Source organism: Vibrio sp. 10N.237.312.B06 (assembly GCF_041464685.1).
GTDB classification, from domain to species: Bacteria; Pseudomonadota; Gammaproteobacteria; order Enterobacterales; family Vibrionaceae; genus Vibrio; species Vibrio tasmaniensis_A.
The window spans coordinates 34,505-51,386 of the sequence record NZ_JBFSPI010000030.1; the positions used below are offsets into that span (position 1 = coordinate 34,505).

14 protein-coding genes are annotated in these 16,882 nt (G+C 44.0%); 7 read left to right on the forward strand and 7 right to left on the reverse strand.

The features are described from left to right. Positions 1 to 74: 74 nt before the first annotated feature. Entirely contained in the window at positions 75 to 734 is a 660-nt protein-coding gene (locus AB6C75_RS10450; protein WP_012600303.1) for a pyridoxamine 5'-phosphate oxidase family protein, read from the reverse strand. 90 nt (positions 735 to 824) lie between these two features. Between AB6C75_RS10450 and AB6C75_RS10455 the strand changes: the two genes are divergently transcribed. Continuing rightward, complete coding sequence (locus AB6C75_RS10455; RefSeq protein WP_009845689.1) at positions 825 to 2,282, forward strand: PLP-dependent aminotransferase family protein; 1,458 nt, start codon at positions 825 to 827, stop codon at positions 2,280 to 2,282. A 46-nt stretch (positions 2,283 to 2,328) separates the two neighbouring features. Here AB6C75_RS10455 and yjeH read toward each other — a convergent pair whose 3' ends face one another. After that, entirely contained in the window at positions 2,329 to 3,594 is a 1,266-nt protein-coding gene (yjeH, locus tag AB6C75_RS10460; protein WP_372107724.1) for an L-methionine/branched-chain amino acid transporter, read from the reverse strand. A gap of 243 nt (positions 3,595 to 3,837) precedes the next feature. On the opposite strand from yjeH, the gene AB6C75_RS10465 reads away from it, so the two are divergent. The 3 genes from AB6C75_RS10465 to AB6C75_RS10475 all read left to right on the forward strand — a co-directional run bounded on the left by AB6C75_RS10465 (position 3,838) and on the right by AB6C75_RS10475 (position 5,955). Continuing rightward, positions 3,838 to 4,299, forward strand: coding sequence for an Lrp/AsnC family transcriptional regulator (locus AB6C75_RS10465; RefSeq protein WP_372107725.1), 462 nt, complete (start codon positions 3,838 to 3,840; stop codon positions 4,297 to 4,299). After that, a complete protein-coding gene (locus tag AB6C75_RS10470) occupies positions 4,293 to 5,240 on the forward strand; it encodes a LysR family transcriptional regulator (RefSeq protein WP_372107726.1) in 948 nt (315 codons plus the stop codon). Before AB6C75_RS10465 ends, AB6C75_RS10470 begins: the two co-directional genes overlap by 7 nt. Positions 5,241 to 5,340: 100 nt before the next feature. Beyond that, positions 5,341 to 5,955 carry a LysE family translocator gene (locus AB6C75_RS10475; protein WP_061017544.1) on the forward strand — a complete coding sequence of 205 codons (615 nt, stop codon included), beginning with the start codon at positions 5,341 to 5,343 and terminating at the stop codon, positions 5,953 to 5,955. Between the two features lie 109 nt (positions 5,956 to 6,064). On the opposite strand, the gene AB6C75_RS10480 is transcribed toward AB6C75_RS10475, so the two are convergent. Then, positions 6,065 to 7,228 (reverse strand): alpha/beta hydrolase, encoded by a 1,164-nt coding sequence (locus AB6C75_RS10480; RefSeq protein WP_372047547.1) that lies wholly within the window; start codon positions 7,226 to 7,228, stop codon positions 6,065 to 6,067. 53 nt (positions 7,229 to 7,281) lie between these two features. Then, positions 7,282 to 7,512 (reverse strand): hypothetical protein, encoded by a 231-nt coding sequence (locus tag AB6C75_RS10485; RefSeq protein ID WP_029222888.1) that lies wholly within the window; start codon positions 7,510 to 7,512, stop codon positions 7,282 to 7,284. 276 nt (positions 7,513 to 7,788) lie between these two features. Between AB6C75_RS10485 and hcp the strand changes: the two genes are divergently transcribed. After that, entirely contained in the window at positions 7,789 to 9,450 is a 1,662-nt protein-coding gene (gene hcp, locus AB6C75_RS10490; protein WP_372107727.1) for a hydroxylamine reductase, read from the forward strand. A 112-nt stretch (positions 9,451 to 9,562) separates the two neighbouring features. After that, positions 9,563 to 10,642, forward strand: coding sequence for a 2Fe-2S iron-sulfur cluster-binding protein (locus AB6C75_RS10495; protein ID WP_372107728.1), 1,080 nt, complete (start codon positions 9,563 to 9,565; stop codon positions 10,640 to 10,642). Positions 10,643 to 10,887: 245 nt separating this feature from the next. On the opposite strand, the gene AB6C75_RS10500 is transcribed toward AB6C75_RS10495, so the two are convergent. After that, a complete protein-coding gene (locus AB6C75_RS10500) occupies positions 10,888 to 12,324 on the reverse strand; it encodes a glyceraldehyde-3-phosphate dehydrogenase (RefSeq protein WP_372107729.1) in 1,437 nt (478 codons plus the stop codon). 814 nt (positions 12,325 to 13,138) lie between these two features. Here AB6C75_RS10500 and AB6C75_RS10505 point away from each other — a divergent pair. After that, the gene (locus AB6C75_RS10505; RefSeq protein ID WP_372047555.1) at positions 13,139 to 15,724 is read left to right on the forward strand and encodes an ATP-binding protein; all 2,586 of its coding nucleotides are present in this window, start codon (positions 13,139 to 13,141) and stop codon (positions 15,722 to 15,724) included. A gap of 32 nt (positions 15,725 to 15,756) precedes the next feature. Here the strand turns inward: AB6C75_RS10505 and AB6C75_RS10510 are convergent, their stop codons facing one another. Together AB6C75_RS10510 and AB6C75_RS10515 are read right to left on the reverse strand one after the other, a co-directional pair. Continuing rightward, on the reverse strand, positions 15,757 to 15,993 hold the full coding sequence (locus tag AB6C75_RS10510; protein WP_009845678.1) for a hypothetical protein: 237 nt from the start codon (positions 15,991 to 15,993) through the stop codon (positions 15,757 to 15,759). Positions 15,994 to 16,157: 164 nt separating this feature from the next. Next, positions 16,158 to 16,784: a D-Ala-D-Ala carboxypeptidase family metallohydrolase gene (locus tag AB6C75_RS10515; protein ID WP_102249378.1), complete on the reverse strand. Its 627-nt coding sequence runs from the start codon at positions 16,782 to 16,784 to the stop codon at positions 16,158 to 16,160. Between the last annotated feature and the right edge of the window lie 98 nt (positions 16,785 to 16,882).

Genomic DNA, 16,882 nt, shown 5'->3' on the forward strand with positions numbered 1-16,882 from the left:
ACATTCTTTTGCTATGTTGAATCTTTTGTAGCTCAGATTGTATGCAATTTTATTAAGTTGACCATCTTTGCGTATCAATTCTGATACCAGCGCTCACCATAGGCTTGTTGGTAATCTGGTGTTTCAATGATGCCTTCTTGCTCTGGAACGGTTTCTAATGGCCCAACGACCGTTCGATAAGGTAATACGCCAGCCCATACCGGGATATCCATATCAGCTTTATCATCATTCACTCCATGTTTACCTATCTTCACGGAGGCTTCTGTTAAAGGGATCGCCAATAGCTCGGTGGCGGTGAGCTCTTTCTCATTACTGAGCCTGACTTCGTCGGTTCTTCCCGGCGCGATTTGCTCAATGAAGATGTTCAATAAGCGATCTTTTTCTTGGTTGTCATCGATGACTGAAAATGACCCCAACACCACTGCAGAACGATAATGCGCACTGTGGTGAAATGCCGAACGAGCTAACACCCAACCATCGAACAAAGTGAACGTTAAACAGGTTGGCTCTCCTTTTTTTAAGCCTTTCAACAAGCGGCTGTTTTTAGCACCATGGATGTAGACCATATCATCCACTCGCCACGCGAGCATTGGAATAACCATTGGTCCATGTTCGCCTTGCAATGCAATGTGTGCGATTAAGCTCTCATCTATGATTTGATGAAGTTTCTCTTGTTCAAATACGGCTTTGTGAGCCCCTTTTTTAATCGTGGTTCTTTTCGTGCTAGATAACATAATCGCTCCTTAATCATTGCCTTTTGATTAATGTAGCGATTAACTGGTCTATTAAATAGAGCCACTTTTAAACACTATTTGGATCCAGTTATGCAGCCTATTGATGTCGGTGACCTACAGTTAGACGAGCAACATGACACGCGTCAAACCGCCTTGTTTCATGCGATCAGAGAAAAGATTGTTCAAGATTTATGGAGTAAGGGCAGTAAGTTACCCTCAACGCGTAAGTTGGCCGTAGAACTGTCGGTAAGTCGAAATACGGTGATTTATGCGTACGAACAACTGGTCACCGAAGGCTATATCGAGAGTAAGCAAGGCTCAGGGTTTTATGTCTCGGTTGAACAACCAGAGCACTTTCTAAGTTTGTCTCAGCCAAACAGTGTTCAGGATCCGAAGGTTAAACAAACAGTCAGTAAACCGGCTGCAAACATAGCGACACCTAACGACATTAACCGCAGCTTTGCCCCCGGAGTTCCTGACTTAGATGCGTTCCCTTTTGCGAAATGGCAGAGGCTGCTGCAACGTCACTCTACACGTCAGAACATAGCGGGAAATCAAGAGGTTCAGGGAAGCTTGGCCTTGAGGGAAGCATTGAGCGGGTATCTTGCGAGTAGTCGCTCGGTTCACTGCAGTACCGATAGAATCATCATCACCGCAGGTGCGCAGCAAGCCATCTCAATTGGTTTGATGGCGACGTTAGCTATGGGGGACAAAATCCTTGTGGAAGAGCCCGGCTATCGACAAGTGCATAAAATCATCGATCTGTTGAGGCTAGAGCTAGACGGTGTGAGTGTGCGTGAAAAGGTTGGGTTAGATATTGAAAAAGTGCTGTCCAGTAACGCCAAGGCTCTGTATGTCACGCCGAGTAACCAATACCCAATGGGCACGACCTTGAATACCGAGCAACGACTTAAACTGATCGATTGGGCCAATCAACATCAGTCATGGATCATTGAGGATGATTACGACAGTGAGTTTCAGTTTGCTCATCGCCCTTATACCAGCATGCAAGGGTTAGCGGGAAAGTTAGGGTTCGATGATCGCATCATCTATGTCGGATCCCTGAGTAAGGTGATGTTCAATGGCTTGCGACTAGGTTATTTGGTGGTGCCAGAAAGTCTGGTGGCGAAGTGTCTTGAGATTAAAGATGCGCTCACTGGAGACACGGCCTCACATACACAAGAAGCGCTGGCGGACTTTGTACGTGAAGGCGATTTATTGCGCCATATTAGAAAGATGCGTCGTTCATACAAACTCAAGCATGAAGCGATGATAGAAGCGATTAAAAGTGAGTTTCATGGCGATCTTGAAGTGATCAGTCAGGCTGCTGGGCTACATGTGACAGTGAAGTGGTATCAAGGGATATCTGAACATGAGTGGAGCCGTAGAGCAGAGTTTGAAAATATCATCATTCGTCCTTTTGACTTTTATGAATATGGATCAAGTGATGCTCGTGATTGGAGTGGTGCAGTGCTGGGGTTTGGTAATATCCGACTGGCTGACATAAAGCCGAAGATCAAACAGATCGCTCGGCTTTTTTATCAGTAATATTGGTAGGGCTTGTTTACAATTTTCTGATTCATCACTAATCGAGTTACAACTTGTCGATAGAGACGGTGGGTTTACCCAACCATTTGCGCCAAGGGAGTGACAATGTCACAAAAACAGTCACTGCATAGAGCATCGACCAACTTAGGCAGATAAACACCAAGGTACAGATGACCAGTGAAATCATGGCTGTGTATCTCGATGCGCCAGTCAGTAATCGGCAGGCCGCTAACATCGCAAGCAGATAAACTAGAACAAAAATACCATTGGCGAGTTTAAGAAAGAATTCGAGATCCAAATTAGACAGCTCGCCGATTACACACGAAATAAGCGCAATAAAGCCGATTGCTAAGGTTGGATAAAGTGGTACGCCACGGCTGTTGAGCTGCGCCATTTTATTGGTCGGAGTGTGTTGGCGAGCTTGAGCCCAAATCATGCGAGACAAGCTTTGGGTGTAAAGGTTTAGGCTAGCAAAACAAGCAAAGAAGCCAAGTACACTGATGACGGTTTTAAAGCCATTGCCAAACAGTTGCTCTGTCACCCTCGGGATAGAGGCAGCATCAAATTCTGGTGAACCAAAAGCGCCTAGCTTGATAATAACCACTGAACAAGCCCAGTACACCAAGCCTGCGACGAAACACCCAGCAATGATGGCGATGGGGAAGTCACGCTGTGGATTCTTAAATTCCTCTCCCATGTGAGCAAAGGCTTCGATTCCTACAAAGCACCAAAACATAACCGCCAGTGCAGCACCAATAGACCACATTGAATCGGATGTCATAGTCGGAACTGCGATGTCAGCAGCAGTAATGTCGGCTTTCCAGACAAAAGCGCTGACCAAAGCAAAAATCGATAAGGCAATCACGGTTTGCAGGCGGCCTGAAGATTTACTGCCCATCAAATTGACGGCAATAAGCAGAGCGACGGTAAAGGACTGAGCACCTAATGGTGTGTCGAGTGGTGCGGGTAACAATTGCTGAGCAAAGCCACCTGCTAGTGCAATCGCCGCCGGAATGCCGACAGGAATAACACTCACAAACAACCAAGCTACACTGGTTTCTAATCGCTCGCTGAATGCTTGGCGCACAAAATAGGCCGTGCCTCCTGCATTGGGATAGCGTTTCCCTAATGCTGCGAAGGTTAGTGCAATCGGGCAAATAGCGATAAACAGGATTAACCATGCTAGTAGCGATAACTGCCCTGCAATGCCTGCCGCGATAGCTGGGATCATAAACAATCCTGTGCCAAGCAAGGTCGTAGAAAGTTGTCCAATTCCTGAAATAAGCGTGATTTCTTGTTTGAGTTGCGTCATTCGCTGTCCTTGCTATTGGCTTTGATATCGGTTTTATGGTGCAGTCTTGTGAGGCTGAGATTGAAAGCATACATTGTCGACATCAATAATACAGCTAGCGAAACGTCTTAAGACACCGTCAATTTAACGGTATTAATTTGATTAAGCGTGAAAGTGTCGGCGGTCATAATGGCTGTTATAAGTAGGAAAGTTGTGTCAAATTAGGCGTTATAAATAGAACAATAAATGGAAAGAATCAGAAGCATGGATAAATTTGATCGCCAAATTTTAGATATTCTAAAAACTAACGCTCGATGCTCAGTGAGCGATATCGCCAGAGATGTCAGCCTGTCTCGCTCTGCAGTGAACGCCAGAATCAAGAAGCTGGAAAACGATAAGATCATCACAGGATATTGTGCACAGGTGACCGAGCCTGATTTACCGAAGAACGTTGGCGCTTATATCTCTTTGAAGTTTGACATGTCGAGCAGTAACCATAATTGTGAGTCTTACGCTAAAAATATCTACGCTATTGATGGTGTGCAGTGGTGTCACTCTATCAGCGGTGAGACCGACATGATGCTTTATGTTGAAGTTGAAAGCATGGAGCGTTTGAACCAAATTCGCGACCAGCTGCAAGGCTATCCTGAACTTCGACATCTTATGACTCATACTGTCTTAACGGAGTTTTTTAACAAACAGAATGCGACGGTGCATTCATGTTAGGCAATATCAACTTAAACCTACTGCGCTCTCTGCATGTGCTTCTTGAAGAGTGCCATGTCAGTCGAACAGCTCAGCGTTTGCACATCACGCAGTCGGCGGTGAGCCGTCAACTGGCTCAGCTTAGAGATCTATGTGGTGATCCTTTGCTGGTTCGTGATGGTAACAAACTGGTTCCGACTAACCGTGCTTTGTTGCTCAAAGGTAAACTCGATGACTTGCTTGGAGAGTTCGACCACCTTTTAGACGATAAACCCTTTGAACCGCAAGACTGGCAGGGTGAACTGGTATTGTCTTCGAGTGACTATGTGGCTCAGTATATTCTTCCTGTTATTGTTGCAGAGGTGTCCGCCGAAGCCCCCAACATTAATTTGGCCTTCCGTTTGTGGCAGCCAAATTACCTTGAAGCTTTGAACGAGTCGGGTATTCATCTGGCTTCCAGTATGTTTCCCACAAAGCCAGAACATGTCTCAAGCATTAAGCTTGGTGAAGATAAATCGGTGTGTTTAATGCGCAAGTCGCACCCATTAGCCCACCAATCGGCTTTGAGTGCAGAAGATATCGTCAGCTACTCTCACATCAAAGTGACAGGTGGCGGAGATAAAGACAGCTACGCGGACATAGCATTGAAGAAAAAAGGGCTTAAACGAAGAGTGGCTCTGCAGGTTCCGTTCTTTTCATCGGCGGGAAACGTGTTAATGCAAGACGACTACTTGATGATTGTGCCGGAGCATATTGCTTATAACTTGGGTCGACATCTCGATGTCGCTTACTTTTCGCTGCCGTTTGAGACAGAAATGCATACCTATTGGCTGATGTGGCATCCTAAGTATGATAACGACTCTGCCCATAAATGGGCTCGAGAGAAAGCGTTTAAAGCCATTCAAAAGTCGAGTTACAATATAAGTATGATTTCTAATCATACCAGTGATGATAATCTTTGATTTCAAATAATACCTACTGCGGCTTATTGTAAGCGCTAAGTATTGAGTATTAATTGTAGAGTGTTCAGCTAGAGCGCTTTGTTTTACTAGGAATGGAATGATGACAGTAACAATTTGGTTTTCTTTGTTAGCGATTTGCTTGTTGGGTGCAATGTCTCCGGGCCCAAGCTTGGCGATGATCGCTAAGCACAGTTTGGCTGGTGGCCGTATGAACGGACTTATCGCAGCTTGGTCACACGCTGCGGGCATAGGTATTTACGCGTTCGCAACCATTGTCGGTTTAGCGGTGTTACTTGAGCAATCACCAATGTTGTTCAAAGGGATCAGTTTAGCGGGTGCTGCGTATCTGCTCTATCTCGGTGTAAACGCGTTGCGCTCAAAAGGTGGAGTTGCTGCGAAATTGGAAGCGGGTGAACAGATGAGCTACATGCAGTCTGCTCGCGAGGCTTTCTTGATCTCTATCTTGAGCCCTAAGATCGCTCTGTTCTTTATCGCTCTATTTAGCCAATTTGTGGCGTTAGGTAACGAACTGAGCAATCAAGTGATTATTGTCTCAACGCCACTGATTGTTGATGGCCTTTGGTATACCTTTATTACTCTAGTGCTCTCTAGCCCATTGATCGTAGAGCGCATTCGAGCAAAAGCGCAGTTGATCGATCGATTGTCTGGCGTGGTTTTAATCCTGCTTGCTGTGCGTGTGGTGTGGACGATATAGCGATAGTCCATATACTGGAAAGAAACGATATCCATTAAAAAGGCTCACTAGACGTTATCTAGTGAGCTTTTTTGACTTCTATGGATTGGCTTCGACAGACTTGAGCTTGTTAGCCTTCCGAATTCAGAACCGCATCGAGTTTTTCCATGGAATCTGAAAAGTACGGGTTGTAGGTCAAACGCGCATGGTTTTTACCTTCTTCACGATATCCCCACGCTGAGTACCACACTTCATTTGTCGCGTTGCACTGTGCTTCAAAACCTTCCTCCTGACCATTGGAGCAGATCTTCTCGCTACCATTGATCCCGTAGTAAGGATTGCTTGGCGAGAACAGTAAGCCCATGTGAGAGCCGTTCGAGATACGTTGCTCTGGGATCTTCATGCTGTATTGAACAGCGCGAGGATCGTCAAGTGTGGTTTCTCCTTGCCAAACCAACACGTTATTTGGGTTTGGCATGGACTCCGTAAATGCCTGCTGAACGAAGTGGGTATCAATGACACTGTCGCCTTCACTCATCATAATAAACACGGGCTTATCAAAGTGTTTGTCTTGCAGGCCCTCACGAACCACTTCTGAGGTTTGGTAGTAAACCGAAGCACCATTCATTGGCAGTGAGTTATAGCGAAGTACATTGTCTTCAGGATCTTGATCCGCCCAAGTGACAAAATAGCTTGCTAGCTCCGCATATTGAACTGCAGAAGAGCTCGGTTGAAACGCAGGAGAGAACAACAGTAACCCAGAGATCTTAGGATCGTTCATCGCCTCTGAAGTCACAAGGTTCGCACCTGTTGAATAACCGCCAAGCCACACAGAATCATACTCTTGCTCCAATAGCTTCGTATGATGAGCTACAACACCTTGCCAATCTTCTAAGCTTGGTTGCATTAAGTCACCGACACGACTGCCGTGGCCCGGTAGCAATACCGTTCTCACTAGGTAGCCTTGCTCTGCTAAGTGCGTTGCGATGTCTTTAAATGAGTACGGAGAATCACCTAAACCATGTACCAATAAAACTGCCTTACCGTTAGGTGCCGCAGGTTTGTATTCGGTGGGTGAATTGAGTCGAATCTCTAGCTGCTTGTCTTTGGTCATGAATACACGGTTTTTCAATAACCAATCTTGAGTTTCATTGACGTAGGCATCAAAGCTGTCTTGCTGATATTCAGGCAAGTTTGGAGATGTTTCGTAAGCAGGTATCGATGTCTCGTTGGAACAACCAACGAGACTTAAAGTCGTTAAGGCGAGTAGCGTTAGAATGGTATTTCTATGCATTTTTTGATGTTGTCTCTGTTGTTCTTTTACTATGTCTGAAACTGAAGTTTAGATTACTTTCTGCTTGAAAGGTCTTCGTATTCACCTTCAATAACACCGGCATCACTGGTAGATGATTGACGTGTGTTCATGTGAGCTCCGAAACCCTGTTTTTTCATTTGATTCTGAATGCGCTTGCCAGTGATTAAAGCTGCAATAGCTAAAGGAATAGCAAGAATCAAGCTCGTGAATAACGCCAATAGGCCAGTAAACAACGCAACAATCGTAACTAATATATTTTTCATATTCATTCCTCTTTTCTCTATGTTGTTACTATATCGCTTCCATTCTGAACGAAACATGAACACCGTTAATAAATATCAGAGAGTCACTATGACACAGGTGTGTGTGGATTGAGAGTTTATATGTAGTCATAATCACGCACTAAAATTATGGAATAACAGTAAGTTCCATAAAATCAATAATTTAAAAGTTGGCACGCTTGATGCTCTATAGGGGTTGGAATAAGTCACTGTAAGCAAAGTACTTACAGCTAATAAAAAATTACTGGAGCCCCTTATATGTTCTGTATTCAATGTGAACAAACAATTCAAACCCCAACCGTAAAAGGCTGTTCTTTCGCACAAGGCATGTGTGGAAAAACCTCGGAAGTATCCGACCTTCAAGACGTGTTGGTGCATTCTCTTCAAGGCGTTTCTTTTTGGGCAAGCTTAGGTCGCGCTTGCGATGTTATTGATACAGAAGTTGATGAGTGGGCGCCAAAAGCGTTCTTCGCAACACTGACTAACGTTAACTTCGACCCTGCTCGTATTATCGAATTCGCACAACAGTCTCATGAATTCAAGCAGCGTTTAGAGCAAAAAGTTCGTGCAGCAGCAACATTGATTGGTTTTGAAATTCCAGAGCTTTCTGCAGCAGCACAGTTCGATCTTCCAACAGATTCTTCAGAGCTATTGGCACTTGCGCCTCAAGCTGCTGTAAACCGTGGTCACGATTCTCAACACGAAGATGTGATTGGTCTTCGTCTTCTTTGCCTATACGGCTTAAAAGGTGCGGCAGCCTACATGGAGCACGCTCGTGTTCTTGGTCAAACTGATGACGCTATTTTTGCTGAATACCATGAAATCATGGCGTTCCTAGGTACAGATCCATCCGATCTAAAACAGTTACTTGATACATCAATGCAGATTGGCTTGATGAACTACAAAGTAATGGAAATGCAAGACAAAGGCGAGACAGATACCTTTGGTCACCCTCAACCAACAACCGTGAATGTGAAGACTAAAAAAGGTCACTGTATTCTTGTTTCTGGTCACGACTTACATGATCTAGAAAAGATTCTTCAACAAACTGAAGGCAAGGGCATCAACGTTTACACTAACGGTGAGATGCTACCAGCACACGGTTACCCAGAGCTAAACAAGTACCCACACCTTGCGGGTAACTACGGCAGCGCTTGGCAGAACCAGCAAAAAGAATTCGCTAACTTCCCTGGCGCAATTGTAATGACGTCTAACTGCCTGCTTAACCCTGATGTAGGTTCTTACGCAGACCGTCTATTTACACGCAGCATCGTGGGCTGGCCGGGTGTTGATCACCTTGAAGGCGACGATTTCAGCGCAGTAATTGATTGTGCACTAGCGCAAGAAGGTTTCAAACACGACGAGATCGAGCAAATGATCACTGTCGGTTTTGGTCGTAACGCACTGATGGAAGCGGCACCTGCGGTTGTTGAGCAAGTAAAAGAAGGCAACATTAAACACTTCTTCCTAGTCGGTGGTTGTGACGGTGACAAATCTGAACGTAGCTACTACACAGACTTCACAGCTCAAGCGCCAGAAGATTCAGTAATCCTGACATTGGCATGTGGTAAATTCCGTTTCAACAAAAACCAATTCGGCGACATTAACGGTATCCCACGTCTGTTAGATGTTGGCCAATGTAACGATGCTTACTCTGCGATTCAGCTTGCTATCGCACTGTCTCAAGAGTTTGATTGTGGTATCAACGAACTTCCGTTAACGCTGGTTCTATCTTGGTTCGAGCAAAAAGCGATCGTTATCTTGCTTACTCTGTTCGCTCTAGGTGTGAAAGGTATCTACACAGGCCCTACAGCACCTGCGTTCCTAACTGAAAACCTACTTAAGATTATGCAAGACGAGTTCGATATGCGTTCTATTTCAACGCCAGAACAAGATCTTAAAACAATCTTAGCGGCTTAATTTAAGCCAACCTGAAGCCTCGTTGTTGTGACGTTTTTAATAAAACAAACAGCTCCGGGGCTTTTTAGATTTAAATCTTTAGTCATTTAATCATCAGTAAGGTGCGTGAACTATGTATGCATGGTCGGATAGCGATTCAATCAATTTAGTGTGTTTAAAGAAATGGCACGAGACGCCAGATACGGTCAGCTTTGAGCTTGGCAGTATTCCACAAGACTTACATTTCAATTTTAAGCCTGGGCAATTCATTACTCTGGGTTTAGATATGCCGACGAAAACCGATTATCGTGCCTATTCTGTGGCTTCTTGTCCTGAAGATAATCACCTGAAGCTCACGGTGAAACGTGTGGAAGGTGGCTTGGTTTCGAACTTTATTGTTGATGAGCTTGATGAAGGTGATGAGGTTTCAGTATTGAAGCCTGCTGGCGCGTTTAACTGTATTGATTGCATGCCAACAGCAACGAAAAAAGTGACGCTAGTGAGTGCAGGTTGCGGTATTACACCAGTGATGGCGATGGCAAAATATTGGCTGGCTCAAGGCAGTGATATTGAGATCGACTTCGTCCACATGGCACGCAATAAGCGTGAGACCATTTACTTTCAAGAACTGCATCAATTAGATGAGGCGCACAACAACTTCAATCTTAAATTGCTGCTAAAAGACAGTGAAGGAACAGTCGCTCCTCAAGGTCGATTAGATAAGAATTGGTTAGTAAAACTAAGCCCAGATATTTTAGACCGAACTGTTTATCTGTGCGGCCCAGTTGGCTTTATGCAAAACATAGAAAGCTACCTGAAAGAACTAGAATTCAACATGGAAAATTTCTATCAAGAAAGTTTCACGCCAGCGAACCCAAACACGGATTCATTGGTCAATAGCAACACAGCTTCAGAAGAGTCACAAGCGGAAGCGTCTGCAGATTCAAATGGTGCCGTTAAGGTGTTTGTTCCTGCATTTGGCGCAGAAGTAGAAGCGGAAGCGGGTACACCATTGGCTGATTCATTAGAGAAAGCTGGTGTTCCGATTATTATTGCCTGTCGCAGTGGGATTTGTGGTTCTTGCAAGTGCAAAGTAACCAAAGGTTCAGTGGAATCAAGCAGCCAAGAGACTTTGACGCCAGAACAGATTGAGCAAGGTTATGTCCTTGCGTGTTCGAGTACGATTCAGTCAGACGTTGAGGTTGAGCTGTAACAGATGTGAAGTCGAGCTTTGTTAGAGCGAAGAAGACAAAGTTGGCGTAATAGAGACCAAAATTAAAGTAACAGATGTAAAAAGGCCACTTAGATCAGATAGAGAGAGCAGATCTAAGTGGCAACCTTCCTGTTTATACGGGGGAGTAAAACAAGAAGGGTTGCGAAGCCCATAATAGACTTCGCAGATATAATTATTATGTTGTGGAGCCGTTTGCGCTGAGTTAGTTACAAGATCGAAGTCGTTTAAACTTCAGGGTATGTCTTGTAACGAACACCCATCATCTGTTCCATACAGTGAACAACTTGGCAGCTGTAGCCAAACTCGTTGTCGTACCAAATGTAAAGAACAGCGCGGTTGTCTTGCGCGATAGTTGCAACACCGTCAACCACACCTGGGTGGCGAGAACCAACCAAATCGGTAGATACAATCTCGGTTGAGTCGGTGTAATCAATCTGTGCAGATAAAGTTGAAGATAGCGCCATTTCACGCAGGTATTCGTTCAACTCTTCTTTGTTTGTGCCTTTCTCAAGGTTTAGGTTTGCTACTGCCATTGAAACGTTTGGCGTAGGTACGCGAATCGCATTACCTGTTAGCTTACCTTCCATTTCTGGCATCGCTTTTGATACCGCTTTAGCAGCACCAGTCGATGTCAGTACCATATTCAATGAAGCAGCACGACCACGACGATCACCTGAGTGGAAGTTATCGATTAGGTTTTGGTCATTGGTAAATGAGTGAACCGTTTCGATGTGACCTGATAGGACACCAAACTTGTCGTGAACCGCTTTTAATACTGGCGTAATCGCGTTGGTTGTACAGCTTGCAGCAGAGATGAGCGTGTCTTCTGGTTGAATGTCATTTTGGTTTACACCAAATACAACGTTCTTGATTTCACCTTTGCCTGGCGCAGTCAGTAGAACCTTCTTTGCGCCATTACACGCAACGTGTTGGCTTAGGCCTTCAGCGTCACGCCACACACCGGTGTTATCAACCACAAGTGCATTCTCGATACCGTAAGATGTGTAATCCACTTCTGCTGGCTTGTTTGCGTAGATAACTTGGATGAAGTTACCGTTAACGATGATCGCTTTACGTTCTTGGTCTACAACAATGCTGCCGTTGAATTGGCCATGAACAGAGTCACGACGTAGCAAGCTTGCACGTTTTTCTAAGTCACCATCTTTGCCGCCACGAACAACAATTGCACGTAAACGCAGTGGGTAACCTGGGCCACTTTTCTCGATCAATAGACGAGTAAGCAATCGGCCAATACGACCAAAACCGTACAATACAACATCGCGAGGTTCTGTCATCGCCTCGCCTTCAAGCGATTCTAAAAGTGCAGTTTGTAGGAAATCATCCAACCCGTGTGTGTCTTCGCGATCTTGCCAGAATGTATGAGCAAGGCGACCAACATCGATACGACATGGAGACAAGTCCATAGAGAGAAGGTGTTGAATGATGGGTTGAGTCTGTTCTGCGGTAAGCGGAGAACCTGTGTAACGTTTTGCGATGCGGTGAGCTTTGATGATGTCGATAGTTGTTGCGTTAACCAGTGTTTTACCGAAGAGGATAACTTCAACGCCTTTTTGGCGGTACAACTGACCTAAAGTAGGAGCGATTGATTCAGCAATAGTTTGACTAGTTTGCCAGTCTAGGAGGTGCTTTTCGGGACTCATCTTTACTCGGGACCTTTCACGTTAATGTCTGCAATCATAGCGAATGTAGGGTAGCCATGAGTGCATGGGGGAGTTGAGCTATCTAAGCTTTGGTGGTCTTTAACGCCACTTAAATTTGCTTGATATGCCTTGTGTGTAATTTGTAATTTTTATGTGGCAGGATTGTAAGGTACGACGAGTTATTCTGCTAGGAAAAATAAACATAGATTAATTATCTGAAAATTGGCTTTTAATTGGTCATAAATTAAGGTTTTAGTGTCAAGAAAGGCTATTGACTTTAACAGTCTGTAGCACTTAATTTTCGCCAAAAAATACTCAGATCAAAACATGATGTGTAATAAAGGGAATTGCGATCATTGAAGATGTGATCATTAGCACTAGTTACACTTAAAAAGTAAACGACAGATAAGGTATTCAGCGAGTTTTCTTGTTCGACCTTTGAATAAGCTGAGTTTGAGTACAGAAAGTTCGTGACGCAAACGATTAGATCTCACAAATTTGACTTAACTTTGGTGTTTATTGGTTTCTAGAGCAGTGACTTGCGGTCATCTAGAGGCATAACCTTATCCTTTCACTTGTTTAAAACAGACCTTCCTCTTTAAATCCTGTATGTGGATAACGACTGACGTGAATTCCCTATGATTAGCTCATAATGTCATTTGTTCATATTCAATTTGATCAATAACTCTTGTTAATGTCCTATTCTTATATTGGGCTAGGTAAAAATACTATCGGGAAAGGAGTCGTTATAAAAATGATAAATATGTCAATTAGATGGCGTCTTATTTTTCTTTCAACAGTTTCTGTATTCATCATGTTTGGGTTTACAGTCAATGAAGTGCTCAAGAACGATAAGAAGATGAATCACCTTGAAGCAACGCGAATTAAGGTGGAAGCACTTCAATCTTTTAATGCTGTTTCAAGTGGTGCTTATCAATGGTTAGTGCTGTCTAAAGACTCCCCAGAGAAAGGTCCATTGTTTTTAAAGCTGCAAGCGGAAGTGGATAGGCTTGCTCATTACGAAATACAACTTCAACAGTTCGACAACAGTTGGACTGTCGAGCCGCAGTTGATTGAGTTAAAGAGTGTGTTAAAGAAGCTCGCGCGGGTAACCACTAGTACTGACAGCGACGCATCACAGATTACTGTCAGCAACGCACAGCAAACAGAACGAGCCTTTGACCTGTTAAAAGGCGTGTTAATGGAGCTGTCTGAATATCGTGCCAATATAGTGGACGAAAAGATCAGCCAAACAGATGCGATGTTTATCAATCTTACTCACTACGTGTTCTGGACTCAGCGAGAAGCGTGGCTGAGTTACCGCTTGTATCGTTCTCCAGAGCTGATCGATCAATATTTATTGAGCTATGTTGGTGCTTTAGACAGGCAACAACAGCTGTTAGGTACGTTTTTACGATCAGACAGCCACTCGCTGGAAATTAGCAAACTGTTAAACATGTTCTCCCAAGATGAATTTCAAGACCGTTTTACTGCTCGGCTTCTCAAAGGTGACTTCTCGGCACCTGAAATATATGAACATGTGGAAAGTTTAGAGCGAAAGAAACTGGCGATCTCAAAGGCGGTTGGTGCTTATACCAAGCAACTTCAATTGGATTTAACAAAGAGTATTGACCGACAAAAAAAGCAAACCTTGGTAATGACGTTGTTGATACTTGCTGTCGCAGGTGTCTTATTATGGTTAAGCTCAACCACTTCTCTGCGTTTAAATAGAAATCTATCACTTATCTTAAAAGGGGTTTCGGAATGCGCTGATGGTAAGCATAAAGCCATACAAACCAACGGTAATGATGAGCTCGCTGAATTTGTAGATACTTTAAATAGAGTTATGGAGCGCAATCAACAACACAACCAAGAGTTGATAGAAGCAAAAGAAGATGCGATTTCTGCGAATAAAGCTAAGAGTGCTTTTTTAGCGAACATGTCCCATGAAATACGTACGCCGCTTAATGGAATTATCGGTATGGCGGAAATTTTATCTCAGAGTCAACTGAGCGCTAACCAACAAGAGGTACTTGAGGATATCGAGTCGTCTTCACATTCGTTGTTGGTGTTACTCAATGACATTCTCGATCTTTCTAAGATAGAGTCGGGTAACTTAATGTTGTCGCCGCATAATGCCGATTTGCGAGAAGCGGTTTACGACTCTGTGAGCGTAATTTTGTCGAAAGCGATCAGTAAAGACATTGAACTCGATATCAACATTGATGCTCAAACCCCAACACAGCTGTTTTTCGATGAGTATCGTGTTCGACAAGTGCTAACCAATTTGCTGTCTAATGCTATTAAATTTACCTCAAAAGGCACGATTACAACGGATATTGCTTATACACCGATGTCTTTGGGGCGAGGTAAGCTTGAATGCAGTGTGTCTGATACCGGGATTGGGATTGAGCCAGAGAAGCTAGAGTCCATTTTTGAACCTTTCACTCAAGAAGATGGCAGTATTACTCGCCAATTCGGCGGTACAGGGCTAGGGCTTGCGATTTGTCGGCAGCTTGTTGACTTGATGGGCGGCTATATTACCGCACGCTCAGTGAAAGGAGGAGGCTCTACATTCACCTTTTGTTTGTACGTAGACACGGTCGAGGCTCACGCTCAAACGTTCGATAACCTAAGCCGTGCGACTATTATCTCGAATTCTTTCAATTACCTCGATCAATTGGTCAAAGAGTGCGAGCGCTTAAATGTTCGACCTAATGTTGTGTCATCCATTTCGGATCTTGGTGAGAGCCTGAAAGAAAGTGACTTAGTACTTTATTGTCACACGCTGCATCACTCTATGAGGAAAGATCTTGAGGCGTTAAAGGCGTTGTATCCGCTGACTCGCGTTATTGTGTGCCAGCATCACCTATTTAAAACCAATCTAATCACAGAAACGGTTCACTCGACCCATACATTACCATTTTTGGGTAGACGCTTCTTAAACAGCCTACGATCGCTTGATGCCGGTGAAGTACAATCACCGACGGTGGAAGTAAAAGATGAAGAAGTTCGTTCTCTGAATCGACGTATTCTGATTGTTGAAGACAACCTGATGAATCAGAAGATAGCGAGCTTCTTCCTTGAGCAAGCGGGCTATGAATATTTGATTGCCAGCAATGGCCAAGAGGCGGTCGATGTCATCACCCAGGGCGCTCAGTTTGATGCCATTCTAATGGACTGCATGATGCCAGTTATGGATGGTATAACGGCGACTCGTGTGATTCGAGAGTGGGAGACAGATCAACAAACCCCACCACTACCCATTATTGCTTTAACCGCTAGTGTCTTAGAAGAGGACATCAAAAATTGCTTTGAAGCAGGCATGAACGCCTACTTGCCGAAACCTTATAAATCCCACCAACTGTATGATCTTTTCAGTAGCCTTGATATTGTCTAATGGTCCCAGTATCAAGGCTAGCGCTGTGTGATTTAGCGTACTTCTTGCCCAAGGCTGTATTGTGCAACACAGCGGCCTACGTAGCTGATTTTTAGTAACCCGGCCACCAATATGGTGCTGATGTGTGCGAAAATTTGAATGGGTAGTGAGAAGTAATCGGCCATCGGATAAGCAACAATAATACTGAGTAGCATTAGCAAGGCGGTGATCGCTAAACTGAAATTTGAAACAGAAAGTAGAGTTTGAAAGCGTTGAGTCATCGTCTTCATATTGAATTCCTAATTGCTATTAATAATTATGATACTTGTTATCAATAGCAATTAGCGTTCCAGTTGTATTTTTATTATTAAATCAATGGTTTAATTTTCGGTGTTCTATTTGTGAGTCACAATGACTCCATTGCTTAGTATGTCTTTGTGACCTATTCGTGTGCTTACCACTGTCTGAATCCACAAGTATCGATGTGGAATCGAACACCAGAATATAAACCCAGTCCAACGTTATTCTTTTGCCCAAATTCCGCATGAATCTTTTTAAGCTTCACGTGTAGGTTTTCGCGAGTAATATCATTAGCAGGCACTAAGTCTAAAGCGCAGAACTCTAAGTGTTTACTTCGCAGTGCGCCACCCGCTTGCTGATTGTAGATATCGGTTCTTTCTCCAGACACAGGAATTACAACGCCAATCTCAGGCTCAATATATTGTTGAATGTACTTAAGGGTATTAATCATTTTTGGTACATGCTTTTTATTGGGTAGGGTAAACAGAGTGGTGTTGCTCATTGCCCAGTCGGTGCCTTGCAACAAGACTAAGTGCAGAGGCATGCTTTGGGTGATGCCGTTATCTTTGAGTTGCTGTCCGATCGCCTTGACTTGATCTTGGGCGTGGTTAAGGAGCATCCAACCTCGAAATGCTGATCTCGTGGGAACTTTGTAGCCATGAACATCGACCACGAGGTCGTCATAAGTGATTTCGGTTTCTTCGGTATAAAGTTTCTCAAATTTTTCAGGGTAAGGTTGCGTTGTTGATAGTGCCAAGGTAATCAGAATACTTCCGTACATAAAGTCTCTCCATCGCTTAGGTTCGCCTAGTTATTAACGTTCACCTAGGGCGTGTTGATCTTTGCTGTACATTTCGCGTTCAACAATACATCGGTAGC

Excerpts from the sequence above, each read along its gene's own strand:
- AB6C75_RS10450 (WP_012600303.1), bottom strand. The coding sequence starts at position 734 with ATGTTATCTAGCACGAAAAGAACCACGATTAAAAAAGGGGCTCACAAA.
- AB6C75_RS10455 (WP_009845689.1), top strand. The coding sequence starts at position 825 with ATGCAGCCTATTGATGTCGGTGACCTACAGTTAGACGAGCAACATGAC.
- yjeH (WP_372107724.1), bottom strand. The coding sequence starts at position 3,594 with ATGACGCAACTCAAACAAGAAATCACGCTTATTTCAGGAATTGGACAA.
- AB6C75_RS10465 (WP_372107725.1), top strand. The coding sequence starts at position 3,838 with ATGGATAAATTTGATCGCCAAATTTTAGATATTCTAAAAACTAACGCT.
- AB6C75_RS10470 (WP_372107726.1), top strand. The coding sequence starts at position 4,293 with ATGTTAGGCAATATCAACTTAAACCTACTGCGCTCTCTGCATGTGCTT.
- AB6C75_RS10475 (WP_061017544.1), top strand. The coding sequence starts at position 5,341 with ATGACAGTAACAATTTGGTTTTCTTTGTTAGCGATTTGCTTGTTGGGT.
- AB6C75_RS10480 (WP_372047547.1), bottom strand. The coding sequence starts at position 7,228 with ATGCATAGAAATACCATTCTAACGCTACTCGCCTTAACGACTTTAAGT.
- AB6C75_RS10485 (WP_029222888.1), bottom strand. The coding sequence starts at position 7,512 with ATGAAAAATATATTAGTTACGATTGTTGCGTTGTTTACTGGCCTATTG.
- hcp (WP_372107727.1), top strand. The coding sequence starts at position 7,789 with ATGTTCTGTATTCAATGTGAACAAACAATTCAAACCCCAACCGTAAAA.
- AB6C75_RS10495 (WP_372107728.1), top strand. The coding sequence starts at position 9,563 with ATGTATGCATGGTCGGATAGCGATTCAATCAATTTAGTGTGTTTAAAG.
- AB6C75_RS10500 (WP_372107729.1), bottom strand. The coding sequence starts at position 12,324 with ATGAGTCCCGAAAAGCACCTCCTAGACTGGCAAACTAGTCAAACTATT.
- AB6C75_RS10505 (WP_372047555.1), top strand. The coding sequence starts at position 13,139 with ATGTTTGGGTTTACAGTCAATGAAGTGCTCAAGAACGATAAGAAGATG.
- AB6C75_RS10510 (WP_009845678.1), bottom strand. The coding sequence starts at position 15,993 with ATGAAGACGATGACTCAACGCTTTCAAACTCTACTTTCTGTTTCAAAT.
- AB6C75_RS10515 (WP_102249378.1), bottom strand. The coding sequence starts at position 16,784 with ATGTACGGAAGTATTCTGATTACCTTGGCACTATCAACAACGCAACCT.